This window comes from Metasolibacillus sp. FSL K6-0083 (genome assembly GCF_038630865.1).
Lineage (GTDB): Bacteria > Bacillota > Bacilli > Bacillales_A > Planococcaceae > Metasolibacillus > Metasolibacillus fluoroglycofenilyticus.
In genome coordinates this window covers 2,613,505-2,638,622 of the sequence record NZ_CP152046.1, presented here as the reverse complement: position 1 = coordinate 2,638,622, position 25,118 = coordinate 2,613,505, and the positions used below count along the sequence as shown (strand labels likewise).

Genomic DNA, 25,118 nt, shown 5'->3' with positions numbered 1-25,118 from the left:
ATTAAGATTTGTAGAAAAATAGACGCCCTATTTTCCTATATCATTTATTACCTTATAGCAGTGTATCACAATTCCGCCATTATTAAAATATATACTAGCAATACGAGAGTTATCATTACTTTTCGAGCCTAGTCCTTCATTATTAAAGCAAATAATGAAACCGCTTATTTCCTGTCAGGCCCCCCATATATACAGTTTCGTCCATTGTGCTTGGCTCTATATAATGCTTTATCTGCCGCATTCAATAATTGATATAAAGTTTCTTCTATTTCCTTTGCTGCTTCAGCTAAACCGCCGCTAATTGTTGTAGCTACTACGATGTCATCTTTAACTAATGGTGTATTCTCTATAGCTTGGCGTATTTGATTTCCTAATTGCTCCGCCTCTACTACTGAATAATTTGGCAATGCAAGGACAAATTCTTCCCCGCCATAACGTGCAAACAATTCCTTGTCCTTTAACTGCGATTTACAAACTTGTGCAACATGTGCCAACACTTGGTCACCAATTGCATGACCATATGTATCATTTACCTTTTTAAAGTAATCCACATCCATTAACATCACTGTGAAAGGGGCATTTTGCTCCTTTGCCACCGTATATAGTTGCATACACTTCTCAAAAAAAGCTCGACGATTATAGATTTGCGTCAATTCATCATAATAAGCTAATTGCTCTAGCTTGAGCTGTAAATCCTTTAACTCTGTAATATCATTGAAAATGATAACTAAGCCATTTTGATAATTCGGCTGCTGTAAGGCAGATAAACGCACTTGATAGGTACGTCCTGTTTCTGGCAGCGAAACTTCCTGCATTGTTGCTAACGAGTCAAGTGTATAAGGCATAGGTTTTTCTAATAATGAGTCCCATACATCCTGAAAGCTCATTCCGAGCATGGATCTTTTTAACTGCGGAAACATTTGACTACATGCTTGATTAAACTCAATCAAACGATGATGGTCGTCTAATACAACAACACCGTCATTAATGCTGTTAAAAATCCTATCTTTAGCTACCGGCATATTACGAAACAGACTTGATGAACGGATTGCCCACAAAAATAATAAAGATGAGATTACTAGTACTGCTGGCACAGGATCGAAACCGTCAGGCGTTAAACCTAGGGAGTAGATAAAAGCCATTGTCATAGGGAGAAACTGACTTCCCATTAATGCGATTAATTGTGGACGATAAACTTTATCTGTTTCTTTCCAATGGAAAAGCAATAGAAAAAAAGCAACTAGCATGCTAGCAAAAATAAATGCCCCATGAATTGAATACCATAGCCCGATTTCTTGATAAATATAAGGCTTGCCTAAAGCAGCATCAAATTCAAATATTTTGTAATGCAGATGATGATAGTCATTTGTCGCTACCATGAGCAATGTAATGATGGGGATAATGAGCAAGCCAATAAAAACCTTTTTCGTTACGCGAAACCCCAAATATTGCATGATAAGAAGCAATCCTAATGGTGGTGTTACTGCTATACCTAAATATTGAAAAACAGTCCAAACCTTCACTTCTTCTATAGATGTAGCTAATAAACCAAATCCTGCCGCAAAGCAATAAACAGCTATTAATGCGGTATAAGCCATAAATAGATAAATAATTTTAGTATAATGATGGCGCTTAATTAATACATGCAAGCTCAAATAAAGATTTAGCACACCTGCTGTAATGAATATTGTGACAATTGTTGTTATTTGTGAATGCACTATGACCTACCTCGTTTTATGTTTTGATTTTCTTATATGTACTAATATTTATAGCTGCTTCACAAGCGCAGTTAAATAGCTTGAGGCTTCTACCATTTTTGCGCCATACCAAAACATTTCGCCATCCACAAGTACAATTTTCGTATGAGGTAAAAATTCCTGAAATTCAGCAATATGCTTCTCACTATAAGGAAATGGCTCTGATGCAAGAAATAATACATCTAACTGTGTTGCTTTAAATTGCTCTTGCGACACAATTGGATAACGTCCGTCTAGCTGCGCAAACGGATTTTCAAAACCAAGGCGCGCTAAAACATCATGAATATACGTCGTATCGCCAACTACCATGTACGGTTTGCGCCAAATAACATAGCCCGCTAGCCCTCGATTTTGCTGAGGTAAAGAGGCAAAGCCCGCTTTGCTTGCCTGTACAAGCTTCGTCGCCTTATTATTTTTATTTGTTAACATACCGAGCGTTTCTATAAGACGATAACCATCCTCAATCGCTTGCACCTCCGCTACAAACACTGGGGCAATTTGCTCAAGCTGTGTCACAATTTCCGCTGTATTTTCCTCTTTCTCTGCAAGTATTAAATCCGGCTTTAGCTGCTTTATCAAGTTGATATCAACCTGCTTCGTACCACCGACAGGCGTTAATTTCTCTACCTGTCCTTTCGGAAAAATGCAATACTTCGTACGCCCGATTAGTAGCTCTTCTGCGCCTATAGCAAATAATGTTTCGGTAATGGCAGGGCAAATGGAAATAATGCGCTGTGGTTGAGTAGAACATGTCACCTGTCGCCCAATATGGTCTATTATTGTTCGCATATTTTATCTCCTCTCATTATTAAATAGCCAAACTTCCTTTTCTTTATGAATGGTCATCTTCTTTTGCATTTCGCCATAATGCGTATAACCAATAATATCCGACAGTACAAAAATAAATGCTTTCTCTAGCTTCGTGCCGTACACCGCCTGTGCTAATTGTTGACCTGTTCGTTCCCCTTGCTGCATTGCCTGCTCGATACGTTGCCATTTCAGCTCCATTCGCCGCAAGCTCTGCTCGATTACTTGTTTTGCATTTGTAAAGCTCGGCTGATGACCTGCAAACACATGCGCTAGCTCAAAGCTTTGCAAAGCATAAAAGGATTCTCGCTGTTGCTGCACAGTTGGGAGCATTGCCCCTTCTTCATCAAAATCTACTAGCGCATTCGGTATACTGTTAGCAAACATAATATCCCCAGCAAATAGCCATTTTGTACTCTCATCATAAAAAGCAATTGAATCAGGCGAATGTCCCGGGAAATAATGAATGCGAAAATCACCTAGCATTTGCGATTGATGCAACGGGAGTATCTCTGCCTGCACTTTCAATTGCTCGCGCTGCTCATAAGTTGCCTTTAACTTCGCCATACGTTGCATGGCCGCTGGCATATGTAACACATCGTACGCTCTATATAACCGCTCGAAAAAAACAATTTTATAATGCAAAAAATCGGGCTCGAAACGCAATCGCGGAACCGCTTTATCGCTTGCATAAACAGGAATTTCTTTACATGCGACAATATCATTAACCATCCCGGTATGGTCATTATGATGGTGTGTTAATAAAATTTGTGAAATATCCTGTAGTTGAAAGCCATATGCCGCAAGCTGCTCCTTGAAAAACTGCTTATAAACAGGATGTTCTATCCCCGCATCAATTAACGTCAAACTATAGGCATCCTCTACTAAAAAGCAGTTGATACTATCACGCGAATTTTGGGATGGCTTATAAATAATCGGATACACTTTTTTATTGCCAGCTTGAATAATTGGTTCCATATGAATACCCCTTACCTATTGAAAAGACATGTTAGAATGATTCTAACATGTCTAAGCCATTTTATCCTATATTAACAGGCTATCTAATGAGCGATGCGTTCGCACATTTTTCTAATATATAGGTTGTAAAATAAATTCATAGTCTGCAAGTGTAATCGCTCTCGGATATCCCTCAGATGGGGCATTTAGTGTGATAAAAATTTGATTCCCATCTATCCCACTGATTGCACCACCAATTGTTGTAGTATCAAACGTAACTTCTACCATTTTGTCTACTAGCTCTACTGGAACACTTTCTGCACAAGTAAGGACTAGCTCCAAATCATCTTTCCCAGCCCCTATTGCATTAATTATGATAGATGTTGGTGAGTTTACCTCTTGTTTAATTGTTAACTGCGCAATTATTGCTGGTACAAGCTCTGTTGTTTGCTGTGTTACAGGGTCGGTATAAGAAATCGCTTCATTTAATATAAATGTTACTGTATCACCAGTTATTTGAATAGCATTTCGCATTTCCTCTAGTAACCCGAATATAGTTGCCAATTGCTCTTCCTCAAACTTATCATATAGAATGGACCAAATAGCTTCGTACACTATGCCAACACTTGGTTCTTCTCCATCCAAATAAATCATTAACTCTTCCCCGTCTAATGCTTGCTGGATTGCCACAAGCTCCTGCAAACCACTAGCAATGTGCTGAATATTTCCTAGTTTTTCAAGCTTTTCTACCATATTATTAATGTCTGTTTGAGTCACAGCTACTAAAAGATTCATATTAGTTAAGGATGCAACCCGTTGATTAGCAATTGGTGAGCGCTTGGCATCTGTCACCATAGTTTGTGCCTCTGTAATCGCCATTTCTAGTGTATTTACTGCCCTTTGAGGTATCCATGCCTGGTCGTAAGAAATATCATAACCATTTTCCGATATAGGTATCGTGCCATTTTTCACCTCAGCTAGCTGTTCAAGCGCATTGCCAATCATTGCTTCAAGGCTCGTTATTACAAGTGGCGGATTTGTATTTCCGCTGCCAGAGCTGCCTCCACCAGTATTGCTACCGCTCGAGCTATTATCTACGACTGCTGGAGTGAACGGTAATTGTTGGCCATTGGCCTGTGTAATTGTGCGGATTTGCCCTCGGTTTTCGATTCGTTGGCGCAATTGATCTAATGGAAGGTCTGTTGTAATATTTCCTACCTCTACTCCCTCTCCAAGTACAAGTCCAGCATTTGCTGCCTCAGGTAGAAGAACATTGTCTATTTTTAATTTACCTTGTAATCTAGCACGCAATTCTTCTGCCCTCCTGCGGTTCTCCTCTTCTAGTTGTTTCTTTTTATTTTCTAGCTCCTGCAGTCTCGCCTCTTGCTGCTTTTTCAATTCTTCTAGCCTTAACTTTTGCAACTCATCTCTAACATAGGAATCAGCTACTCCTTGCATTTTTTCTTTATCTTGTTGTGATAAGTTAGGGGCAAGCTGTTCGACAATTTCTCTTATTCGTTCTTCAGGTAATTGTTGCTGTGCAGTTCTCATAATCGAAGCTATTAGCGCATCTAGCTGGTTGGACATGTCAATATTCGCTCCTAGCTCGTTGAGCATGTCGCTATTCTCCATTGAAGACCTTAGGTTTTCTAAAAATTGCTCATTCTCTGCTCGAATTTTATTCAAATTATCCAGAATCGCCCCCATTAAATCTGGATTCATTGACAATAAATCAATTACAGCTGAACCATCCAAAACCTGATTTGGATACATGTTAGGATTCATATCAACCATACCAACATGAGGGACATTTATTTCTAATGATGGGCTAATGAAATTGATATATGGTAGTGAATCATTAGAATTAATCACCGCCCCTGATCCCACAAAAATAGCGTTGATGAAGCTGCCGTTAATTTCCGTTACCGTTACAAAAAAATTAGTGGCTACCTTAGTTAGCGATGCTACTTTAGGTGTCTCATTCTCCTGTAAAAACATTTCTCCATAGACATTTACTCCGTCTAACGCGATATAGGAAGTTTGCCCCGCAACACGAAGGTCTGCCTCGATTGTTATGTTTTTTAATTCAATAAAATCAGCATTGACTACAATATAACCAACAGAGGCATTGCCACCATCCAATACTACATGGGCGTTGGACTCTCCCGATGCATTTAGGTCGATTGCCAACACTTCAGTAATTTCTCCGTTTACAATAATGACATCTAGCTTTGCCCCAGCTAAAGCAGCCGCATTTTTAACGTTTAAAATGGGCTGTGCATTTGTGCCAATGGACCATTTCTGCGCATCTGTTACCAGCTCTCCATTTTCAATATTTTGTACGGTAATAGTAGCCCCCGTAACCTGATTAACAGAGCGTGCATGCTCGCTTGCACGCTCTGCTCTAACGATAAATGTTGCTAATTGACCACGTGTCACAAATTGATTACCGCTAAAAGTAGTAGTAGATGTCCCCTTTGTAATATGATTGGCAAATAACGCAGCTACTGCTTGTTGATGAGCTACCTCCACATCTATAAATGGCATGGCTACACTCTCTGAAGTAGGTAACTGCAATGTTTGTGCAATAATCGCAGCCATCTTATAACGTGTGATAGGTTGATTAATATGGGCTGGATTGTCCAAAATACCCGATAATTGTAGAAGCTCCTCGCCTGTTCCTTCCATGCCAATAACGCCTGCAATCATTTTCGCAGCCTGTGCATATGTCACCGCTTCATTCGGTTTAAATGTGCCATCGGGATAGCCATGAATAATGCCGCGCTCGGCCAAATTTATAATCGCTTCGTAATGACTGTTTTTCTCCTGCACATCTGAAAATGGGACTTCAGCGGCTTGTGCTGCTAGCCCACCCCCTGCAACAGCGCTCGCTGTGACAACCCCCGCTGTCGCTAAAATAAATAATTGATTTTTCTCCATCTCTGCCCCTCCTGTTCGCTTCATTAGCGCATATTGTTAATAATCGACGAGCGACTATCCTGCATTTTCTTCACAAAATCTGTCATCACATCAAATGCCTCATTACGCTTATTATTTAAACTTTGCAGACGTAGCATATCCATTTGCTGTGAATTGCCTAGTGTAGAAATTTGAGCTTTTAATTCATTAATTTGTTGCGCTAATTCTGCTTGTCTAGTTGAATTCGCCGTAGCCGCCTCTTGATTTAATAGCGCTATTTGTTCATTCAATACAGCAATATCCTCATTCCTTTGCTGCACATTCTCGATTTGACTTTTTAATTGTTCATCTAATAAGCTCGTTCGCTGAGATTGAACCATCATTAAAGCCGTTTCAATATCCATCCCTTGAATATTTAATGGCGGAATTGTTCCATTAGCTGAGACCCCTCCGCTACCTATCAATAAACCAAAAGCCAACGCACTACCAATTAACGTTTTCTTCACTTTTCTTACCTCCTCATTTAATTTGTCTAACTCCTTTGCTTCAAACCATAACATGTAAAGGTTAAATCTAGGTTAAAAAATTAAAATTTTTTCTGTATATTAATATAAAAAATCAAGTTACTTAATTAATAACTCAATAAAAACCTCTGTTGCTTTTGTGTGGAATTCTGCAATTGTCGTTGCAAGTGAAAAATTCCTCGTAATTGGAAACCCTTTTATATTCATTAGCTGCAATTTATTTAATTCTAATTCTTTTTTTATAGTTGAATGAGAAAGTAAAGAAATGCCTAAACCTGCTTCAATCGATTCCTTTATAACCTGTGTACTACTAAAAGTCATCAGTCTTTCAGGATAAAAGCCTAGCTGCTTAAACCCCTTTTCTTGCATATCCCGTGTTCCTGACCCCTCCTCGCGAACAAGCCAAGTCTCATGGCTCAAATCGAAAGGAGTTATGTTATATAAATCCAATAAAGGATGGTCAGATGCTGCAATTATTGATAAATAATCAGATGCAAAGGGGGTTATTTTAATTTTTTCATTATTTATTTCCCCTTCTATAATTCCCACATCAATTTGGTTTTGTAGGAGTAATTCAATAATTTCATGGGAATTTTTTATCATAATATTTGGATTTATTTGTGGATACATCTCCAATAAAGTAGCAATCTTATAAGGTAGAATATATTCCCCATAAGTATAGCTAGAGCCAATAGATAAAGTGCCTCTTGCAGTATGCTTCAAATCATCTAATAAATTTTCCATCCGCATGTAAAGACCTAAAATATCCTTCGCATGATGGTAAACAATTTCTCCAGCTTTATTAAGCCTAACAAACTTATTAGTTCTTTCTAATAATTTTGTTCCCATTATGCGCTCTAAGTTTTGGATATAACTGCTAACTGCTGGCTGTGTCATATGAAGTATTTCAGCAGCACGAGTAAAATTTCGTTGCTCTACAACTGTAATAAAAACACGTAATGCTTGGTCCAACTTTCTCACTCCTATCAAATACGCCTCGGCTAACTTTCTTCTAGATTTTTTTGAGCGAACTAGTTGAAAGCTAACCTAAGAGCGTCACATTCTGTGACATTCGCCGCAAGTCTGACATAGTCACTCAGTCACTATCTTAGCATGCGATGTTCTTAGACTGAGTTCCTCTTTCTCAATCATTTATAGTAAGCCTTAAGCGGTTTAACAATCCACTAATGATAACCTATTACTTATCATTATCATTATTATAATTGATTTTACTTATTATTTTTAGAGGCATATGATTAAAACAAAATGTTAACTAAAGGAGATTTTTATATGACAGATTCACATAAATCATTTGCATCGAGAAATTGGCTTGCGGGAATTGGTTTTACTTTTATTATTGCATTGGTTAGCTTCGGACTTTCAAAATTACCTGTTCTGAATCATGTAGGACAGCTTGCATGTGCCATTATCATTGCTATTATTTTTCGTCAAATATGGGGATATCCTGAAAAACTACGTGAAGGAATTCAATTTTCCTCTAAAAAGCTATTAAGGCTTGCAATTATTCTTTTTGGATTAAAGCTTAATATGGATATTGTTTTTCATCAGGGATTAGGTCTGCTTGTTAAAGATGTCGGTACTATAGTTTTTTCAATAGTTCTTACCATGTTTTTGGCTAAATTATTAAAAGCAGATACCTCATTATCTTTACTCCTTGGAATAGGAACTGGGGTATGTGGTGCAGCCGCTATTGCTGCTGTTTCACCTATTTTGAAAGCGAAGGATGAAGATACCGCAATTGGTGCTGGTATCATTGCACTTGTAGGAACGATTTTTGCCGTTACTTATACTATTATAAGACCTTTAATACCTTTAACGGATATACAATATGGTATTTGGTCGGGGATTAGCTTACATGAAATTGCACATGTTGCCCTAGCTGGTACACCTGCGGGCTCGGATGCTCTTGCAATAGCTTTACTAGCCAAACTAGGCCGTGTCTTCCTACTTGTTCCATTAAGCTTTATACTTATCTATTGGATGAAGCACAAAAGAAAAACAGAAGCTGATTCTGATACAAAAATTGAATTTCCATGGTTTCTTATAGGATTTATTATAATGAGCTTATTCGGAAGCTATATACTTAATCGTGTCATTATAGTCCCTGCAAGTGTCATGGATGGAATATCATTTTTCACTTCTTTTATTTTGACCATGGCTATGATTGGACTAGGCTTAAATATTAATTTGAAAGACCTTCGAACAAAGGCTTTGCGACCGCTTTTAGCTATGCTGATTACCTCACTTTTTCTATCTATCATTACGTATTTCATTGTGTAATTAGCTATAAATTAGGGGAACCAGATTAGTTAAGGGGACTTTTGACACTTATGCTGAGAGTAACCGCAGGAGCAAATATTATACTGCGACGAGTAACCGCAGGAGCAAATGTTTTGTGTGCTGAAAGCGAAGCGATAGGTACAAGCAGTTTTAGCAAATATTTAATGTAGAAGCAAGGGAGTTGTCCGAAAAGTCCATTTTGTTTTGACATCGCATTGAAATAAATGTTTTCATCGCCTCCCTTTTACTTGAGGGATAACACTGATAAAACCAATGTTCATCCCATTTTTAAAAGAAGCGTTTTCTGTTTAAATGAATCAACATTTTGCGAAACATCATCGCTACTGTCCAAAATGCCGGCTATGCACGGCTTTTTGGACAGCCCCTCGTTGTAAATATTTAATTTGTAACAACTGCTTGAATACGCTTTTCAATTAATGCAGTTAAAGCCAATATTGTATCGAAGCTATCACCTAAAAACTCTGAAGTAGCAAAGCTGACATCTAGCTCCTTAGCTAACTCTCTACATTCAGAATTGATTTCACTAAATGATTCTACATCGGCACTAACGCTTAATAACTCACATGTAACAAAGCCTTGTGCCCCGGCAGCGTGTAAATTTTTCATCGCATCCTTCACATTTGGGGACAGCCAGCCTTCAGATTTACCAGAACGATAAACAGACTGGAATCGCTCAATATTAGCCTTTTTAGCAATCGCGGCTGAAAGCTCCTCGAATTGTTTAGCGTAAGGCTCACTGCGCTCAGGAACTAATGGTTGACTATGCGCAGTAAAAAGTACATAAGCTGATTTCTGTGCTTCAATAGGTAGCCAATCAAAGGCACGTCGAACACGCTCTGCATAAACGTTAACAATCCCTTCATCTAAGTGCCAATTATCAATCGCTATATGACGAATATCGCTTCCTTTTACAAGCTCTGCCACTTCCGTATGCACTGCCCCTCCACCACTAACAGATAAAATTGGATTAACTGACAGTGTAACGATTGTCTCTGCACCAGCTTGTACCGCCTCATTATATACATCTTCCACAAACGGAGCCGTATGCTTATAAGCATTGTATAAACGTACCTCTTCCTCTGACCTATTATTTAAAGTCGTTTGCAGCGCTTTTGCGATACGTTCTGTTGAGGAACGAATAAAATCTGGCAACCCTGATTTTTTAAAAGCCTCTTCAATACCACCAAGCATCTGTGCTGGTATGGGCTTCCCCTTTAAAATATTACTGAAATATGTTTGAACATCATCAATTGATTTCGGTGCACCATACGCATAATAAATTACAGCAATCATGAAAACAGCTCCTTATAGCAGTAGTTTTAGCTTGTCTAGAAAATAGGCTAGCACACCAATTTCCAGACTAAAATAAAGTTTTTTAGAATTCATATAGACTTTATAGCTTTACGACTATCATTCTATATTTATTGATAATCATTGTCAATTAGAATTTCGAACCCAATATTTTATAGAAGTATTCCTCTAAATACTTAGAAGCTGAGGACATAAGAGAAAAATCGAGATTGTATTATTACTATAAATATGCTTTACTATTAATTGATTATCATTCTCAAATAAGTTGGGAGGCTATATGATGTATACTGTATCAAATCGCTTTTTAGTTAAAAAAGGAATGGGGCATAAAATTGCTCCTGCATTTACCTCCGAGAAGGAGTTATTAGATTTTGAAGGCTTTCATAAAGTTGAAGTAAGCGTTTGTACACAAAACCGCGAGCATGATGAAATGAACGTCATGATGTATTGGCAAGCCTTAGAAAATTTCCAAACTTGGAGAGCCTCCGATTCCTTTAAAAAACTGCATGCGAGGGATGCTCAAAGCAATGGGGAATCACCAATAATTTCAAACCAAATCGTAATTGCTGAAATCGTCGCTACATTATCTATTTAATTTCATCGCATATAAAGCATAAGAGCTGAAGCTGTCGGGAAAATCTACTTCCCCGCAGCCTCAGCTCTTCATGCTTGTCTATTGAATTACTTGTGGTGCTGGATACTGAAAACCTTTTGTATCAACTTCTACCTTTTTCATTTGTTGATCCTCTAGCGGCTTATCTGCGCTATTACGCTCTACATTAACAATAGCATCCGCTACTTCAATGCCTTCAATTACTTTTCCAAAAGCAGCATATTGTCCATCAAGATGCGGCGAATCCTCTACCATAATGAAAAATTGTGAACCCGCTGAATTAGGGTCGCCTGCACGCGCCATTGAAATAACGCCACGCTCATGCTTCAAATCATTTTCAAATCCGTTTGCTAAAAACTCACCTTCGATTCCATAGTCAGGACCACCCGTTCCATTGCCTAGCGGATCACCCCCCTGAACCATAAAGCCCGGAATCACTCGATGGAAAATCAGCCCATCATAAAAGCCCTGTTCTACTAAAGAAATAAAATTTGCCACTGTATTTGGTGCTACAGAAGGCTCTAATTCGATAACGATTTTTTCATCATTGCTCATCGTAATCGTTACAATCGGATTTTCCTTAACCTCCGCTGCATAATCGCCTGTTTCCTCTGTCACTGTATCATCCTCCACTTTCTTTGCACCACAGCCTACTAACACTAAAGTTAGAGCAAAAAGTGCAGCGACAATATACAACCCTTTATAACGTGTCAATTTGTTTCAACTCCTATGAATTACTCTTTTACTATTATATTAAAATATTTTTAATAAGTCTGCTGGTTCTTCAATAATATAGTCATATCTCTCTGGCTCTCCAAAGCCATATGATGCAAAAGCAAACGGTATTTCTGCAAGCTTTGCAGCGAGCATATCTCCCTGTGTGTCCCCTACATACACTGCATTTTTTATATTATTTCTCTCCATAATTAATTGAATGTTTTCTCCCTTTGATAAACCTGTTCGCCCAGGGTTTTCGAAATCTATAAAATACTTCTCCATTTTATGATATTCATAAAATGCTTCAATATAGCCTTCTTGACAATTGCTCACAATAAACAGACGGTATTTTTGCGCAAGACTCTTCAAAGTTTCCTCAAGTCGTGGATATAAATTCCCCCCATAGTGCAATAAATCTGCTTCCTCCTGCCGACCACACGCAGACATAAGCGCCGATTGCTGTTCTTCATTCAAATAATCAAATAAAACTTTAGCTATTTCCTCCATTTGCAGCCCCATCACCCGCGACAAATCCTCTTCGGTCACTTCTCCTTTTCCGAAAGGAGATGCCTGAATGACCTTTGTCCATGATTGCGCCACTGTCCTTCTTGAATCCCATAACGTCCCATCTAAATCGAAAATAATGCTTTCTATATACATGTGTAACCTCCTCTATCCATCATACTTTATTATACCTTCACTAGCCCTTTCTCGCTCTTACAATTAAAAATGACGGACGGCGTAGCTCCTTTTGTATACTAGGTAATTTGTCGATGGCATCATCAGTCGGCTTTGGCTCCACTATTTTTTCAATTTGTAAACCATAATCAATTAGCGTATTCAAAACCGTTGACATTGTACGATGGTAGGTCATGACATTATCAACGAACCAATGCTGTGTACGCAAACTCTCATCTTGATAGTTATCTAAAGCAAAATGGAATATATCCCCCGCTTGATTGGTAATCCAACTATCATTCCCCTTATTCGCTGTAACAATCGGGTGCTCGATAGAAAATAGCAATATTCCACCACTTTTTAATGCTAGACTAATCTCTTTTATAAGTTGCTGGAAATCCGCCATATAGTGGAATACTAATGAGCTACTAATAAAATCAATTGATGCAGCAGGCACTGTTAAATCCTCAAATGCTGTTTGCTTAAAAATTAAGTTTTCATAAGTATAATTACTTTTAGCAGTAGCAATCATATTAGCCGAAATATCAATACCTGTGACATGCTTTGCACCTTGTTGAACACAAGTTGCTGCAAAGTCCCCCATCCCACAACCAATATCTAGTACAACCTTACCTCTTACCTCCGGTACAAGTGAGATAAAATAGGGCTGCTCCAACAAATTATTATAGTTATTTTCCCTAGCTCTTAATGCTTTATACTGCTGAAAAAATTTATTGTTATCATATATATTTTGCTTCATCCTTGCCTCTCAATTCATCATAACGTTATAAGGTATTTGCGCAAAATTATTATCACATGCCACCGAAATTATTAATAGACTTATAATTTCATTTTTGGTAGGATGTAGATAGAGGCATGTCTTCTTTAAGTAAATATTTTGTTCATCTTACAGCAATTGGTGTGCTTTAAATTTGGCAATCAGTTCATCAAAAAACATGTCTTGTTGTTCTTGCGACGGGATATGTTGAAATATATCTTGATTCTCCAGCGGTATCCCCCCTTTTATAACTAGATGAATATCCATTGTATTTTGAATATCCATAAGTGGATTGGCATTCAAAATAACTATATCTGCAATTGTCTTTTCTTGAATGCTCCCTAAATCATTGCGTCCCAAAGCTCTAGCCGCATTTACCGTTGCCGCTCGAATAGCCTCTACTTCAGTGAAACCACTTTCTACAAATAGCATCAACTCCCTATGTAATGCTAGTCCTGGGAATGTGAAAATTCCTGCTGGCGTATCTGTTCCTGCTACAACTAACCCACCTAATTTATGGTAAATATAAGCAATTTGCTTTATGTACTGATTCTGGATGCCAATTGATTTTAATGAAGATGGATAATCCAATAGACGATTCCACTGATTCATTAGCTCCTCATTTTCTTCAGTTCTATCAATAATAGGATGATTTATTGTCCAATAATGATCTAACAAATTTGCTTGGTCAAAAATAATCATCGTTGGACACAAAATAATATTTTTACTTACTAATTTTCTACAGATCTCCGTAACCCGTTCCTCTTCAGGATATTCCCAGTCAATTGTATCCCAAATATTTTGGGGAGCCTTCATTGTCCACTCTGGAAATAGCGCCTGTAAAATACCTGAACAATGCTCATTCCACTTGATACCAATATTTGCTGCATCAGTAGCCGTTACAGAATTAGAATGAATTAAATCACAACTAACTTCTTTATTATACTTTTTCGCCTCGTCAACAACGGCTTCCATGGTTTGTTTATTTAGCCATCCATACACTTTAATAAAATCTGCCCCAAGTTCAACCTGTCTCCTTACCTCTTGACGAGCCTCCTCTTCAATATCTGTATTTAAATTGTAAGGGCTTGTTTCACCCCAGAGACCTGGAGGACCATCAATCATTCGATCTGCCGAAATAACGCGCGGATTAATACGTTGCGGATTTTCAATCATTAAATCCTCTAGTTCGATAACACTTCCCGCTGTATTACGAACAGTTGTTATACCTGCTGCCGTGAATAAAGGGGCGAAGGGATACTTAATATGTACATGCATATCAATCAGACCAGGAATTATCCATTTACCCTTACAATTAATTTCTTTATATGAATCCTTCGATTCTATATCGTCTTCTATTTGGATAATACGTGAATCCTCTATTAGAATATCTTGCTTTGTGAAGATTCCTGTTTCTACATTTAATACATTTCCGTTCCTTAATACCAAATACATTTTAATCACCTTTTATTTTTATTTAATATTTTAATACAATTAAAATATTTTGTCTATTTTAAATATGATGCTATAATTTGAGAGAGGTGAAATAGATGATCTCATTAGGAGAAAAAGTTAAAAAAAGAAGGAAGCAGCTTAAACTCACCTTGAAGGAATTAGCGGGGGAGGATTTTTCATACAGCTTGCTCAGTCAAATTGAAAACGATAAAGCAAAGCCGTCAATGGCTACTTTACAGAAAATTGCAGAAAAACTATCCTTACCAGTAAATGAATTAATCAATCCTATTGAAATAGATCGATATCGCAATTTACTAGTTGAATTTGAAAAGTTAATAGTTATGCCTTTCGAGCGAAATCCAGCAATAGATAAAAAAATAACCGATGCAATTGAGCCACTATTAGAAAACATACAATTTAATAGCTTTGAAGAGGCAAGAGTTGTGGAGCTATATGTTATTTCTTATTTTTATCTTCATGACGAATTAAAGATAGAATTACTCAATCAAAGTATTGCCTATTATGAACATACCGGGCTCAACAATAAAATAATACAGGCTCAATTATTCATTTGTAAAAGTCTTATTAATCACAAAAAATATAATGAATGTGAAGCAATCATTCAAGTAATTTTGCAACAAACTGAGGTTGATGAATATTTATTTGAGCCGACAGTGTTAATTGATAGCTTTTATTACAAATCCATCATTGAAGCTGCATCAGGAAACTATATGTTAGCTTCTACATATACAACCAAATGTCTCGAAACAATGAATCGAACAAATTTATACTACAAAATTGATGCTATCTATCGATTACAGCTGTTACTTTATATTCAATTAGATAAGAAATCCGAAGGGGAAATAAACTTACAAAAACTTCATGAATATGCTCAATTCACAGGTAATCTTTATCACTCAGTTTATTATGCATATAGCAAGTTCCACTTTGAAAACCGTTTAGAGTTAAATGATCATTTATCAAATGAAATACAGCAGTTTATTACTCAATTTTCAAAGCAGGAGGATTTGTCGCTTAGCATCTTATATAATCAAGAACTAGCATATTCATTATGGAAACAGCAGCTTTATACAGAAGCATTACAACAAGTGGAAGCATACGAGATTCCTTCATATGTTATTCATCCTCTTGAACAAGCTGCCTGCTATGAAATCTTAGCTATACGGGCAGATTGTTATTATCATTTAGGTAATAAAGAACAGGCTTTTGAGGATATCGTCCATAGTAAAAAGCAAATTAAACATATGCCAAATTCAACTTATAAAAGTTTAATTAACCATATTTATTATTCTATATTTAAGAAAGCATAGAAATAGCCTATTCAAGACTTGATAATCTTGAATAGGCTTTAATGAGTAGAATAAACCCTAACTTTTAACTATTTTATCCGCTTAATAGTTTATCTATCCCTGCCCTTCCCCCGAAACAACCTTAACTTCCCCAAGAGACATCGTGTGTAAAAATGCTAATCTTTCTGCCATTTCTTTAGGGGTACTTTTGAAGCCCTGCTTAATCCAATAAATGAATAAACCTAAAAATGCATATGTTTCATACGAATTGATTGCCTCTATATCAAACCACACTTTTTCTGGCAAGCTCAAATCTTTGCGGCTAATGCTTCCAATTGTTTCGCAAAAGATGTTTTGAGAGCCTGGAATAACTTCCCCCATCAGCATAAGTGAAAAGATAAATTGATTGTTATAGACAAATTCAAAAATGGGAATGGTTGGTGTAGGGTCAGCTAATGTAAACGATTTTTTCCCTTTGTAGCTATCACGATAATATTGTGCCAGCTCGTCTAAATAGTCCTTAAAAATATCTGCTAGTAGCTGCATGCTATCTTCATAATGTGAATAAAATGTGACGCGATTACATCCTGCTACTTTTGCAATTTCCGTAATAGAAATATCTTTAAAATCTTTTTCCTTTAATAAAAATAACATAGCATCCTTTAATTTTTTACGTGTCCTTACTATTCGTCGGTCTTCTATTGTCATTGCTAAAATCACCTAATTTCATACAAGCTTTGTACAAATTATAACATGATTCAATTGCATTTCGATTGACAACAAAGATAGCGAATATTAAGAAATGATTGTCTTTTTAAAACGAGGGACTTTAAATTGACATTCCCCACTCAATTCTGTTAATTTACAATTGTAGTTTATTTATACTTACCATTTGCAAGAATGATTTTAATTTTATTATTACACTTAGGAGGAGTTTTACTATGGCTCGTTTAGAAGGTAAAGTTGCAATTATTACTGGTGCTGCACAAGGTATGGGCGCTTCACATGCAAAATTATTTGTTGAAGAAGGTGCAAAGGTTGTTATCACTGACTTAAACGAAGAAAAGGGACAAGCATTAGCTGCTGAATTAGGTGAAAATGCAGTTTTTGTTAAACAAAACGTAGCAAGTGAAGAGGACTGGGCAGCAGTTGTTGCGAAAGCAGAGGACGCTTTTGGTCCGGTAAATGTTTTAGTAAACAATGCGGGTATTACAATGGCAAAGTCAATACTGGAAACTACTGCTGAAGAATACCGTCGCATCGTAGAAATTAACCAAGTATCTGTATTTTTAGGTACAAAGGCAGTCATCCCTTCAATGCAAAAATCTGGTAGCGGCTCAATTGTTAATATTTCTTCCTTAAATGGCTTAGTTGCTGGTGCAATTGGCTACACAGATACAAAATTTGCTGTGCGTGGCATGACAAAAGCAGCAGCAATCGAAGGCGCTCATTACAATATACGTGTAAATTCTGTACACCCAGGTGTAATTGCTACACCAATGGTTGTGCAAGAGGATACGAAGGCAGCCGTAGAAGAATTTGCAAAGCATATCCCACTACAACGTGTTGCACAGCCTGAGGAGGTTTCAAAAATGGTACTATTTTTAGCCTCTGATGAATCAAGCTACTCTACAGGCTCTGAGTTCATCATTGATGGTGGTATTTCTGCACGCTAGTAGCTAACTATCAATTACATCTCGGCGAAATTGCATCGGGATTTTGATTCAGTGTATTTGGGACACCGACTGAATTAAGATAAATGGAATATAGGGCTATCATGTCGATTCGAAAAAGCATATGTTTTTTCGAATCGACTTTTTAGATTTGCTACATAAAAAAATAAGCCCTCTGTAATAGCTTTTGTCAATTACTTCTTAGCTAACTTTAGTCCAGATTTTTTGGGGCTTGCTCGAAATTTCATCTTCAAAAACTGTAACACCCACTGAAAGAAGTTAAAAGTTATTACTTCCTAAATTAAGAAAAAGGAGTTCATAAAAGTAATATTCAAAAAACATGGAGAGTATAAAATATTTTGTGTAAATGAAAAATTCCATGTAAAAAGGAAGACCTTTTCTTGGTAGAATTAAGTCACCACAACCAATCCTAGAAAAGAGGTCTTCCCTATGAATCAGTTTACAACAGAAATTATCGATGCACTAGTAAAAAAACAAGATATTACCGAGGTTTTTCGTTCGCACTTGGAAATGGCGATCAACTCGCTACTTGTGACAGAGTTAACGGAATTTCTAGATTATGAAAAATATGACCGTATGGGCTTTAATTCAGGCAACTCACGCAATGGGTCTTATTCGCGTACGCTTCACACAGAGTACGGCGATTTAGCCATTCAAATTCCACGTGATCGCAATGGTGAGTTCAAACAACAGACCGTGGCTCCGTATAAGCGTTCGAATGATACGCTTGAAGATACGGTGATTCACCTGTTTAAAAAAGGCATTACGATGGCTGAAATTGCCCAGTTAATCGAAAAAATGTATGGCCATCACTATACGCCTCAAACGATTTCGAATATGACAAAAGCGGTTTCAGAAACAGTCGATGCATTTAACAACCGTTCGTTGCATAATCGTTACGTATGCGTGTATTTAGATGCGACGTATATTGCCGTACGTCGTGATACGGTGTCTAAAGAAGCCGTCTATATCGCTGTTGGTATTCGCGAAGACGGCTCTAAAGAGGTACTCGCTTACACGATTGCCCCAACCGAGTCTGCTTACAACTGGCAAGAGCTACTAGAAGAGCTGAAAGACCGTGGTGTAGAAGACGTCTTATTATTCGTATCAGACGGCTTAAAAGGCATGGCTGACGCTGTTTTCAATGTGTTTCCAAAGGCAAAATATCAAGTCTGTTTAGTTCATGTCGGTCGCAATATCATGCATAAAGTACGCGTAGAGGATCGCAAGGAAGTCTGCGAAGATTTTAAAACGATTCACCAGGCCAAGGACGCCGAAGCAGCTGCGCTAGCACTTGGGCAGTTCTGCGAGAAATGGAGCAAATCGTATAAAAAAGTTACACAGAGCTTACTTGATAATCCGTATTTACTCACGTTTTATCAGTTTCCAAAAGCAATTTGGCGAAGCATCTACTCGACCAATTTAATTGAGTCGTTCAATAAGCAAATCAAAAAATATACAAAGCGCAAGGAACAGTTCCCGAATGAAGAATCACTGGAACGCTTTTTAGTGACGCAGTTCGAGGACTACAATCAACGTTTCGCCACACGCTGCCACATCGGCTTTAATCAGGCCCGTGCCAAGCTAGAAGAAATGTTTGAACAGCTGCATGAACCGACAAACTAACCGGGACGTGCCAGCGCGAAATTTGGGTGTCTAGGAAAGGGCTAGCCCTTTCCTAGACACCCAAATCCAAACTTCGAACAAATCTATTTGAATACGAAGGTGATCATCTACCTTGAGAAGTTGAAAAGTCATTTACACAATAATATTGACAGTACCAAAACATGGTCAACCATACAAAAAAAGCCTATGAGCAATTTGCGAAGGAAGGCTATTTAGAAAGTAATTTATTATTTGAATTACAGCCAGAAGGAACACACGATGTTTGTTTCTTTAGCACATACTTTATTAATGCACTTCGTTGGTTATATAGCACGGTCAATTAAAGGTAATTGAAAGATTCAAGTCAATTAACTGTGCAGAAAGAAAATAAGTATGGTATCTTTTTGCAAGATAGAGTTTTAAAAGAGAGGATTTTATCAATGAAGCAAAGTAATTTTTGGCTTGATTTACCGCGACCATTTTTTATATTAGCACCAATGGAGGAAGTAACGGACGTTGTATTTCGACATGTTATTGCGGAGGCAGGTCGCCCAGATGTATTTTTTACGGAATTCACTAATACAGCGAGCTACTGTCATCCAAATGGCGTCGACAGTTTACAAAGTCGTTTAGCTTTTACAGATGATGAGCAGCCGATTGTAGCTCATATTTGGGGTGACACTCCAGAACATTTCAGGCAGATGAGCATTGGTATGAAGGAGCTCGGCTTTAAAGGCGTCGACATTAATATGGGCTGTCCCGTTGATAATGTAGCAGAAAAAGGAAAAGGAGCAGGCTTAATTCTTCGCCCTGAGCTTGCTGCCGAAATTATTCAAGCTGCCAAAGCGGGTGGATTGCCTGTTAGCGTCAAAACAAGACTAGGCTTTACGGAAATAGAAGAATGGCGCGAATGGCTTACGCACCTTTTCAAACAAAATATCGCCAACCTTTCTATTCATCTTCGTACGCGAAAAGAGATGAGCAAAGTGGCCGCGCATTGGGAGCTAATTGCAGACATTAAAAAATTGCGTGATGAAATAGCACCTGACACATTGCTAACGATTAATGGTGACATTCCTAATCGCGCTAAAGGACTTGAACTAGCTCAGCAATACGGTATTGATGGCGTTATGATTGGACGTGGTGTCTTTACAAACCCTTTTGCCTTTGAAAAGGAACTAAAGGAGCATAACACGTCAGAATATCTTCGTTTACTGCACTTACATCTCGACTTATACGAGCATTACTCAAAGCAATTTGAGACACGCTCATTTAAAGCATTGCAACGCTTCTTTAAAATATATGTACGCGACTTCAAAGGAGCAAGCCAACTAAGAAATCAACTAATGAACGCTAATTCCCTTGAGGAAGTACGTGAGTTACTAAAAGCATTTGCAAGTGAAGAGAAATAGAAAATTTATCGTAAATGGAAAGGGGTATTCAGAAAATTGCATTGCTGATTTCTGAATACCCTTATCTCTGTCTTTTAGTCACTTCATTTGATATGTCTTTAATCTAAATGTAATGCACAAAGGCTAAATTTTTAAAAATACATTTATATAAATTACGCCCCGATTTTTCTAGCTAATCAGTAGAAGTTAACCGCTGTGACATCCACCATAAGCTTTATCCCAACACGATGTTGGTCACTCAGTCGTTACCTCAGTATGCGATGTTTTTAGACTAAGTTCCTCCTTATCAGTGAGTGTTAGGACACTAGTTAAAATAATGCTTGTATTCATCTCGCCATCTATAGAGGTAGGAGAGCTCCGTACCTGTCGACTTGCTATCGGTACAGAAAACATTCCTGAAAGAAATTAAAACAAAAAGGAACAAGCCTTTTAAGACTCGTCCCTTTTCATAGATTGTTCATGCTGAAGCAGCCATTCCTTCCTCCACAAACCGCCCGCATAGCCTGTTAGCTTTCCATTAGAGCCGATAATCCGGTGACAGGGCACAACAATGCTAAGCTTATTTTTGCCATTTGCACTCCCTACAGCTCTAATAGCTTTTTCATTTTCAATAGCAACCGCAATATCCTTATAAGATGCCGTTTCAGCATACGGTATTGCTGTTAAAGCACACCACACTCTTTTTTGAAACTCAGTTCCTTCAAATTGATATGGGAATGTAAAGTCTTGGCGTAGCCCCTTAAAATACTCATCAAGCTGATTGTAGCATGCTGTTAAAATCGGCGATGCCTCAGTTTGTTCTGCATCATCCTTTTCGGAAAAGAGTATAGAAATAATCGCTGCATCTGTTCCCATTATTTCAATTGTGCCAAGAGGTGATTCATAGTATAATTTATATTTTTTCTCCATATAATGACCTCCACAAATAAAAGGTTGCATATCCCTGCCAGCCTTGCCAATTAGCCGCATACGCCTCTATTTGATTTATTGTTGGTTTTTCTTCAAGATGTAAAAGAGCTTTTAATGCATTATGAAGACCCACATCTGTAATTTGAAAAGCAGCGCTTTGATGTAGGCATCGCATCATCACATAATTTGCCGACCATGCGCCAATACCTCTTATTGATGTTAAAGATTTTTCTATATCCTTCATTTCTAATAATTTTTCTTTCGAAAGATTGCCATTCACTATTTCCCGCGCAACGTTAATAATATATTCAGCCTTTCTTGTAGTGAATTGAAGTTGCTTCAAGTCCTCTACAGTCAAGTCTGCTATTTTTCCAGCTGTAGGAAATTTCCAAAACTGTTTCCCCTCAAAAATCACATACTCTCCAAATTTTTCAATCAATCGTTTCTTTAATGTGTAAGCAAATGTTAAATTAATTTGTTGACCTGTAATTGCCCAAACAAATGCCTCAAATAAATCTGGAATACACACAATCCTTAAACCGTAATATTTTTCAACAAGTGGCTTGAGTATTTTATCTTGGCTAGCCAATTGATAAAAACCCTCTAAATTTTGTTCCAAATCAAACCACTCCCAAATATACTGTGCTACTTTTTTACGTTCGGCTGCGGGTGGAACCCCCATCGGAAATTCAATCTTTATGCGATGATTTACTGATGTCACTTTACATAAAGTTTCACTTATTACTTTATATATGGAACTATCTGTTATTTGATGGAGCACCTCTAAATTTGATCTATCTAAATAAACTAAACACGCATCAAAATTAAATTGTTTAGGAGGCAAGACTTCGAAATAAGATTCGGAATCAATCCATTGCATTTTGGAATTCCTTTCTATATTCGCTCGGCGAACAGCTTTTTAAGCTTCGGAACACTTTATAAAAATTAGAAGGGCTTTGAAAGCCAACCTCATAGCAAATCTCCAAATTCGTTAATTTGCTACTTTTAAGAAGATAGGCAGCTTTATCAATGCGTATTTTCTCCAAATATGTGCGTGGTGTCTCAGAAGTTTCTTGTTTAAATAAACGCTCTAAATAATAAGGGCTTAAGCCAATCTGCCTTGCTATATCCTTCAAGCTTAAATTTTGCTTATAATGATTAACTAGAAATGTGATAATATTTTTTACAACCTCAATATGCGGTGAATGCTCGATTTCAGGCTGACATCGTTTACATGGACGATAGCCCGCTTCTTCAACAGCCCTTTTATCATCATAAAACTCCACATTTATCTTTTTAGGCTTCCTTGACCTGCAGGAAGGGCGACAGTATATTTTCGTCGTTTTTACTGCAGTGAAAAATAAACCATCATATTTTCGGTCACAAGCCATAATTTTTTCCCACATTTCTTCAAATGTTAGGTCAATATTGGTCACCATATAATCTACCGCTCCTTCCGCATCAAGTTAATTGCATTCATTTTATCAGGAAATCGCTCTTCATTTCATCCTTATTCTTGCTATTATGGTCGCCAAAAAGGAATTCCTTTTCAAACGATGAGGTTGTCTGAAAAGCCTATTTTATTTTGATACCGCAGGTTTTCATTGCTCCATTTTTATCGAGGATAGGCACTGCTAAAGCGAATGTTCATCACGTTTTTAAAGATGTCTTCTCTATATAGTTGAGTCAATATTTTGTCAAATATCATCGCCACTGTCCAAAATGCTGGCTATGCACGGCTTTTTGGACAGCCCCGGTGAAATGTCTCTCGTAAACTAGTTAAAACTGCTTGTGGCACTTCTTTTATCGTTATATCTTTCCCCAAAAAAAGGAGCCAATTTGTTAGCTCTTCTAATTCATCTGTATTGTTTATATCGATGTAGGTTTCCAGCATCGCTGTCGTTTGGAAGGGATTCGTATAGGTAAGGGAAAATTTTAGAGGATGGTATTTTTTAAATTGAGCAATTGCCCTTGGACCTAGCTCTAAAATAAGATTAATTTCTTCCTCCTGCTTACTTAACTTTTCTAAAATTTTTTTCTTATTTAACTGTTTTTTCATAGAGGCTGGCTCTACATCTATCAGCTTATCCACCGAAAAAATTCTTCTCTTTTCCTCCTTTAAATCAAAGCCTTCGATAAACCATAACCCCTTTTCATGATAAAGATGCAAAAGATAAATGGTATATTGCCCCTCTTTGACAGTGAGCTGTAAACAGCTATCTAAAAGAATGATTTGAATCAGCTTTTCTAATATTGGATGTGGCAAATCAGATAGCTCTAGTAAATCGGGATTGTTTGGATTCGTTCCTTCAAAAAGCAAAATTTGATTTAATAGTACAAGGTCATCTTGCTGTGTTTCCGATAGAAGCCCTAGTAATTTTTCAGCTAAGGATTGTCGGCTTTTTAAATAAGGGAGCTGTTGATTTCTCGTTGCCATAAAAGCAATAAAAAGTGCTTTAATTTCGTTATCAGTAAAGCGAACATTGGGTAAAATAGAATTATTCATTACAAAATAGCCGCCCGCTCTTCCCACCTCAGCATCAAGTGGCATACCCATTGCCTCAATTTCTCGAATATCGCGAATAGCTGTCGCACGAGAAATATTAAATTCCCGCATAATTTCAGAAATTGTAAAATGGGAGCGATTGTTGATATACCGCATAATGACATTAATCCGTTCTACTTTTTTCATTATGCCCTCCTAAACAGTATCATTTTTTGATATGATTAAACGCTATTATAAGTATATCAAATGAAAGCTCAAGTCATTTGATAAAATTCAAAAAAGGCAGGTTATAAACATGGGAAACTATACGCTTGAAGAAAAAGATGGCTTCACTGTTTTAGGCATAGGAGTTGAGCTGAAAAGCGATTACACAGATTATATTGGCATTAACAAGGAAAAGTCAGATTTTTGGCAGGCAATCCAAGAAGATGGCAGGCTTAATACTTTAAAAAACCTAGCAACAAATGATTATATCTTTGCTGTAAATGAGGCTGTAAATAACAAGATGATGCACTACGCTGGCGTTTTGACAAAGGAAACATTACCAGAAGCAACAAGAATTATCCAATTCCCAAAAGGCGAATATTTGGTCGTGAAGGGAGAAGCAAACACATCAGAGGAATTAAGCAATCAGCTTACCGGCATTGCCTTCGGTCAAGCTTTACCAGCAGCAGAGGATGTTGCCTATGTTGGTGGACCAAATACAACGGTTGAAATGGGAGAAAAAGACGGCTTAGTATACGGTGAAATGTGGATTCCTGTTGTGAGAAAGTGAAATACTGTACAAAATGCCTGAAAGCAGGACAGCACGCCGCTTTCAGGTAATTTTTTATTGAAATATTGA

24 protein-coding genes are annotated in these 25,118 nt (G+C 37.4%); 8 read left to right on the top strand and 16 right to left on the bottom strand.

From position 1 onward, the window contains the following. Positions 1-164 precede the first annotated feature (164 nt). The 6 genes from MHB51_RS12305 to MHB51_RS12280 all read right to left on the bottom strand — a co-directional run bounded on the left by MHB51_RS12305 (position 165) and on the right by MHB51_RS12280 (position 7,936). On the bottom strand, positions 165-1,718 hold the full coding sequence (locus MHB51_RS12305; protein ID WP_066168689.1) for a diguanylate cyclase: 1,554 nt from the start codon (positions 1,716-1,718) through the stop codon (positions 165-167). 48 nt (positions 1,719-1,766) lie between these two features. After that, positions 1,767-2,546 (bottom strand): helical backbone metal receptor, encoded by a 780-nt coding sequence (locus tag MHB51_RS12300; RefSeq protein ID WP_342558273.1) that lies wholly within the window; start codon positions 2,544-2,546, stop codon positions 1,767-1,769. Between the two features lie 3 nt (positions 2,547-2,549). Continuing rightward, positions 2,550-3,542 (bottom strand): MBL fold metallo-hydrolase, encoded by a 993-nt coding sequence (locus MHB51_RS12295; RefSeq protein ID WP_342558272.1) that lies wholly within the window; start codon positions 3,540-3,542, stop codon positions 2,550-2,552. Positions 3,543-3,653: 111 nt separating this feature from the next. Beyond that, the gene (locus MHB51_RS12290; protein ID WP_342558271.1) at positions 3,654-6,461 is read right to left on the bottom strand and encodes an S-layer homology domain-containing protein; all 2,808 of its coding nucleotides are present in this window, start codon (positions 6,459-6,461) and stop codon (positions 3,654-3,656) included. A gap of 23 nt (positions 6,462-6,484) precedes the next feature. Then, entirely contained in the window at positions 6,485-6,946 is a 462-nt protein-coding gene (locus MHB51_RS12285; RefSeq protein WP_342471579.1) for a hypothetical protein, read from the bottom strand. 117 nt (positions 6,947-7,063) lie between these two features. Then, positions 7,064-7,936, bottom strand: a complete 873-nt coding sequence (locus tag MHB51_RS12280; RefSeq protein ID WP_342558270.1) for a LysR family transcriptional regulator — start codon at positions 7,934-7,936, stop codon at positions 7,064-7,066. A 318-nt stretch (positions 7,937-8,254) separates the two neighbouring features. Between MHB51_RS12280 and MHB51_RS12275 the strand changes: the two genes are divergently transcribed. After that, a complete protein-coding gene (locus MHB51_RS12275) occupies positions 8,255-9,265 on the top strand; it encodes a putative sulfate exporter family transporter (protein ID WP_342558269.1) in 1,011 nt (336 codons plus the stop codon). 399 nt (positions 9,266-9,664) lie between these two features. On the opposite strand, the gene MHB51_RS12270 is transcribed toward MHB51_RS12275, so the two are convergent. Next, complete coding sequence (locus MHB51_RS12270) at positions 9,665-10,579, bottom strand: ferrochelatase (protein WP_342471577.1); 915 nt, start codon at positions 10,577-10,579, stop codon at positions 9,665-9,667. Between the two features lie 295 nt (positions 10,580-10,874). Here MHB51_RS12270 and MHB51_RS12265 point away from each other — a divergent pair, with 295 nt between their 5' ends. Continuing rightward, entirely contained in the window at positions 10,875-11,192 is a 318-nt protein-coding gene (locus MHB51_RS12265; protein WP_342471576.1) for an antibiotic biosynthesis monooxygenase, read from the top strand. A gap of 78 nt (positions 11,193-11,270) precedes the next feature. Here MHB51_RS12265 and MHB51_RS12260 read toward each other — a convergent pair whose 3' ends face one another. The 4 genes from MHB51_RS12260 to MHB51_RS12245 form a co-directional block, all read right to left on the bottom strand. Next, positions 11,271-11,924 carry a peptidylprolyl isomerase gene (locus MHB51_RS12260; RefSeq protein WP_082799074.1) on the bottom strand — a complete coding sequence of 218 codons (654 nt, stop codon included), beginning with the start codon at positions 11,922-11,924 and terminating at the stop codon, positions 11,271-11,273. Positions 11,925-11,963: 39 nt separating this feature from the next. After that, on the bottom strand, positions 11,964-12,587 hold the full coding sequence (locus tag MHB51_RS12255; protein WP_342558268.1) for an HAD family hydrolase: 624 nt from the start codon (positions 12,585-12,587) through the stop codon (positions 11,964-11,966). Between the two features lie 40 nt (positions 12,588-12,627). After that, entirely contained in the window at positions 12,628-13,365 is a 738-nt protein-coding gene (locus MHB51_RS12250; protein WP_342558267.1) for a class I SAM-dependent methyltransferase, read from the bottom strand. A 147-nt stretch (positions 13,366-13,512) separates the two neighbouring features. Continuing rightward, positions 13,513-14,838: an amidohydrolase family protein gene (locus tag MHB51_RS12245; protein ID WP_342558266.1), complete on the bottom strand. Its 1,326-nt coding sequence runs from the start codon at positions 14,836-14,838 to the stop codon at positions 13,513-13,515. Between the two features lie 95 nt (positions 14,839-14,933). Here MHB51_RS12245 and MHB51_RS12240 point away from each other — a divergent pair, with 95 nt between their 5' ends. Further along, positions 14,934-16,169, top strand: a complete 1,236-nt coding sequence (locus MHB51_RS12240) for a helix-turn-helix transcriptional regulator (protein WP_342558265.1) — start codon at positions 14,934-14,936, stop codon at positions 16,167-16,169. A gap of 93 nt (positions 16,170-16,262) precedes the next feature. On the opposite strand, the gene MHB51_RS12235 is transcribed toward MHB51_RS12240, so the two are convergent. Next, positions 16,263-16,856, bottom strand: coding sequence for a TetR/AcrR family transcriptional regulator (locus MHB51_RS12235; RefSeq protein ID WP_342558264.1), 594 nt, complete (start codon positions 16,854-16,856; stop codon positions 16,263-16,265). A 233-nt stretch (positions 16,857-17,089) separates the two neighbouring features. Between MHB51_RS12235 and MHB51_RS12230 the strand changes: the two genes are divergently transcribed. The 4 genes from MHB51_RS12230 to MHB51_RS12215 all read left to right on the top strand — a co-directional run bounded on the left by MHB51_RS12230 (position 17,090) and on the right by MHB51_RS12215 (position 20,859). Beyond that, positions 17,090-17,824 carry a glucose 1-dehydrogenase gene (locus tag MHB51_RS12230; RefSeq protein WP_066168627.1) on the top strand — a complete coding sequence of 245 codons (735 nt, stop codon included), beginning with the start codon at positions 17,090-17,092 and terminating at the stop codon, positions 17,822-17,824. Positions 17,825-18,271: 447 nt separating this feature from the next. Beyond that, positions 18,272-19,468 carry an IS256 family transposase gene (locus MHB51_RS12225; protein ID WP_342558243.1) on the top strand — a complete coding sequence of 399 codons (1,197 nt, stop codon included), beginning with the start codon at positions 18,272-18,274 and terminating at the stop codon, positions 19,466-19,468. Positions 19,469-19,629: 161 nt separating this feature from the next. Further along, a complete protein-coding gene (locus MHB51_RS12220; RefSeq protein WP_161956433.1) occupies positions 19,630-19,791 on the top strand; it encodes a hypothetical protein in 162 nt (53 codons plus the stop codon). Between the two features lie 96 nt (positions 19,792-19,887). Beyond that, a complete protein-coding gene (locus MHB51_RS12215; protein ID WP_066168625.1) occupies positions 19,888-20,859 on the top strand; it encodes a tRNA-dihydrouridine synthase in 972 nt (323 codons plus the stop codon). 429 nt (positions 20,860-21,288) lie between these two features. Here the strand turns inward: MHB51_RS12215 and MHB51_RS12210 are convergent, their stop codons facing one another. From MHB51_RS12210 to MHB51_RS12195, 4 genes are all read right to left on the bottom strand, one after another. Further along, a complete protein-coding gene (locus MHB51_RS12210) occupies positions 21,289-21,768 on the bottom strand; it encodes a methylated-DNA--[protein]-cysteine S-methyltransferase (protein ID WP_066168622.1) in 480 nt (159 codons plus the stop codon). Beyond that, positions 21,752-22,648 (bottom strand): DNA-3-methyladenine glycosylase, encoded by an 897-nt coding sequence (locus tag MHB51_RS12205; RefSeq protein ID WP_342558263.1) that lies wholly within the window; start codon positions 22,646-22,648, stop codon positions 21,752-21,754. Before MHB51_RS12205 ends, MHB51_RS12210 begins: the two co-directional genes overlap by 17 nt. Then, the gene (locus MHB51_RS12200) at positions 22,635-23,207 is read right to left on the bottom strand and encodes an Ada metal-binding domain-containing protein (protein WP_066168615.1); all 573 of its coding nucleotides are present in this window, start codon (positions 23,205-23,207) and stop codon (positions 22,635-22,637) included. Before MHB51_RS12200 ends, MHB51_RS12205 begins: the two co-directional genes overlap by 14 nt. Before the next feature lie 290 nt (positions 23,208-23,497). Next, positions 23,498-24,460, bottom strand: coding sequence for an HTH domain-containing protein (locus tag MHB51_RS12195; protein ID WP_342558262.1), 963 nt, complete (start codon positions 24,458-24,460; stop codon positions 23,498-23,500). A 109-nt stretch (positions 24,461-24,569) separates the two neighbouring features. On the opposite strand from MHB51_RS12195, the gene MHB51_RS12190 reads away from it, so the two are divergent. Beyond that, positions 24,570-25,049, top strand: a complete 480-nt coding sequence (locus tag MHB51_RS12190; protein WP_066168609.1) for a GyrI-like domain-containing protein — start codon at positions 24,570-24,572, stop codon at positions 25,047-25,049. Positions 25,050-25,118 lie beyond the last annotated feature (69 nt).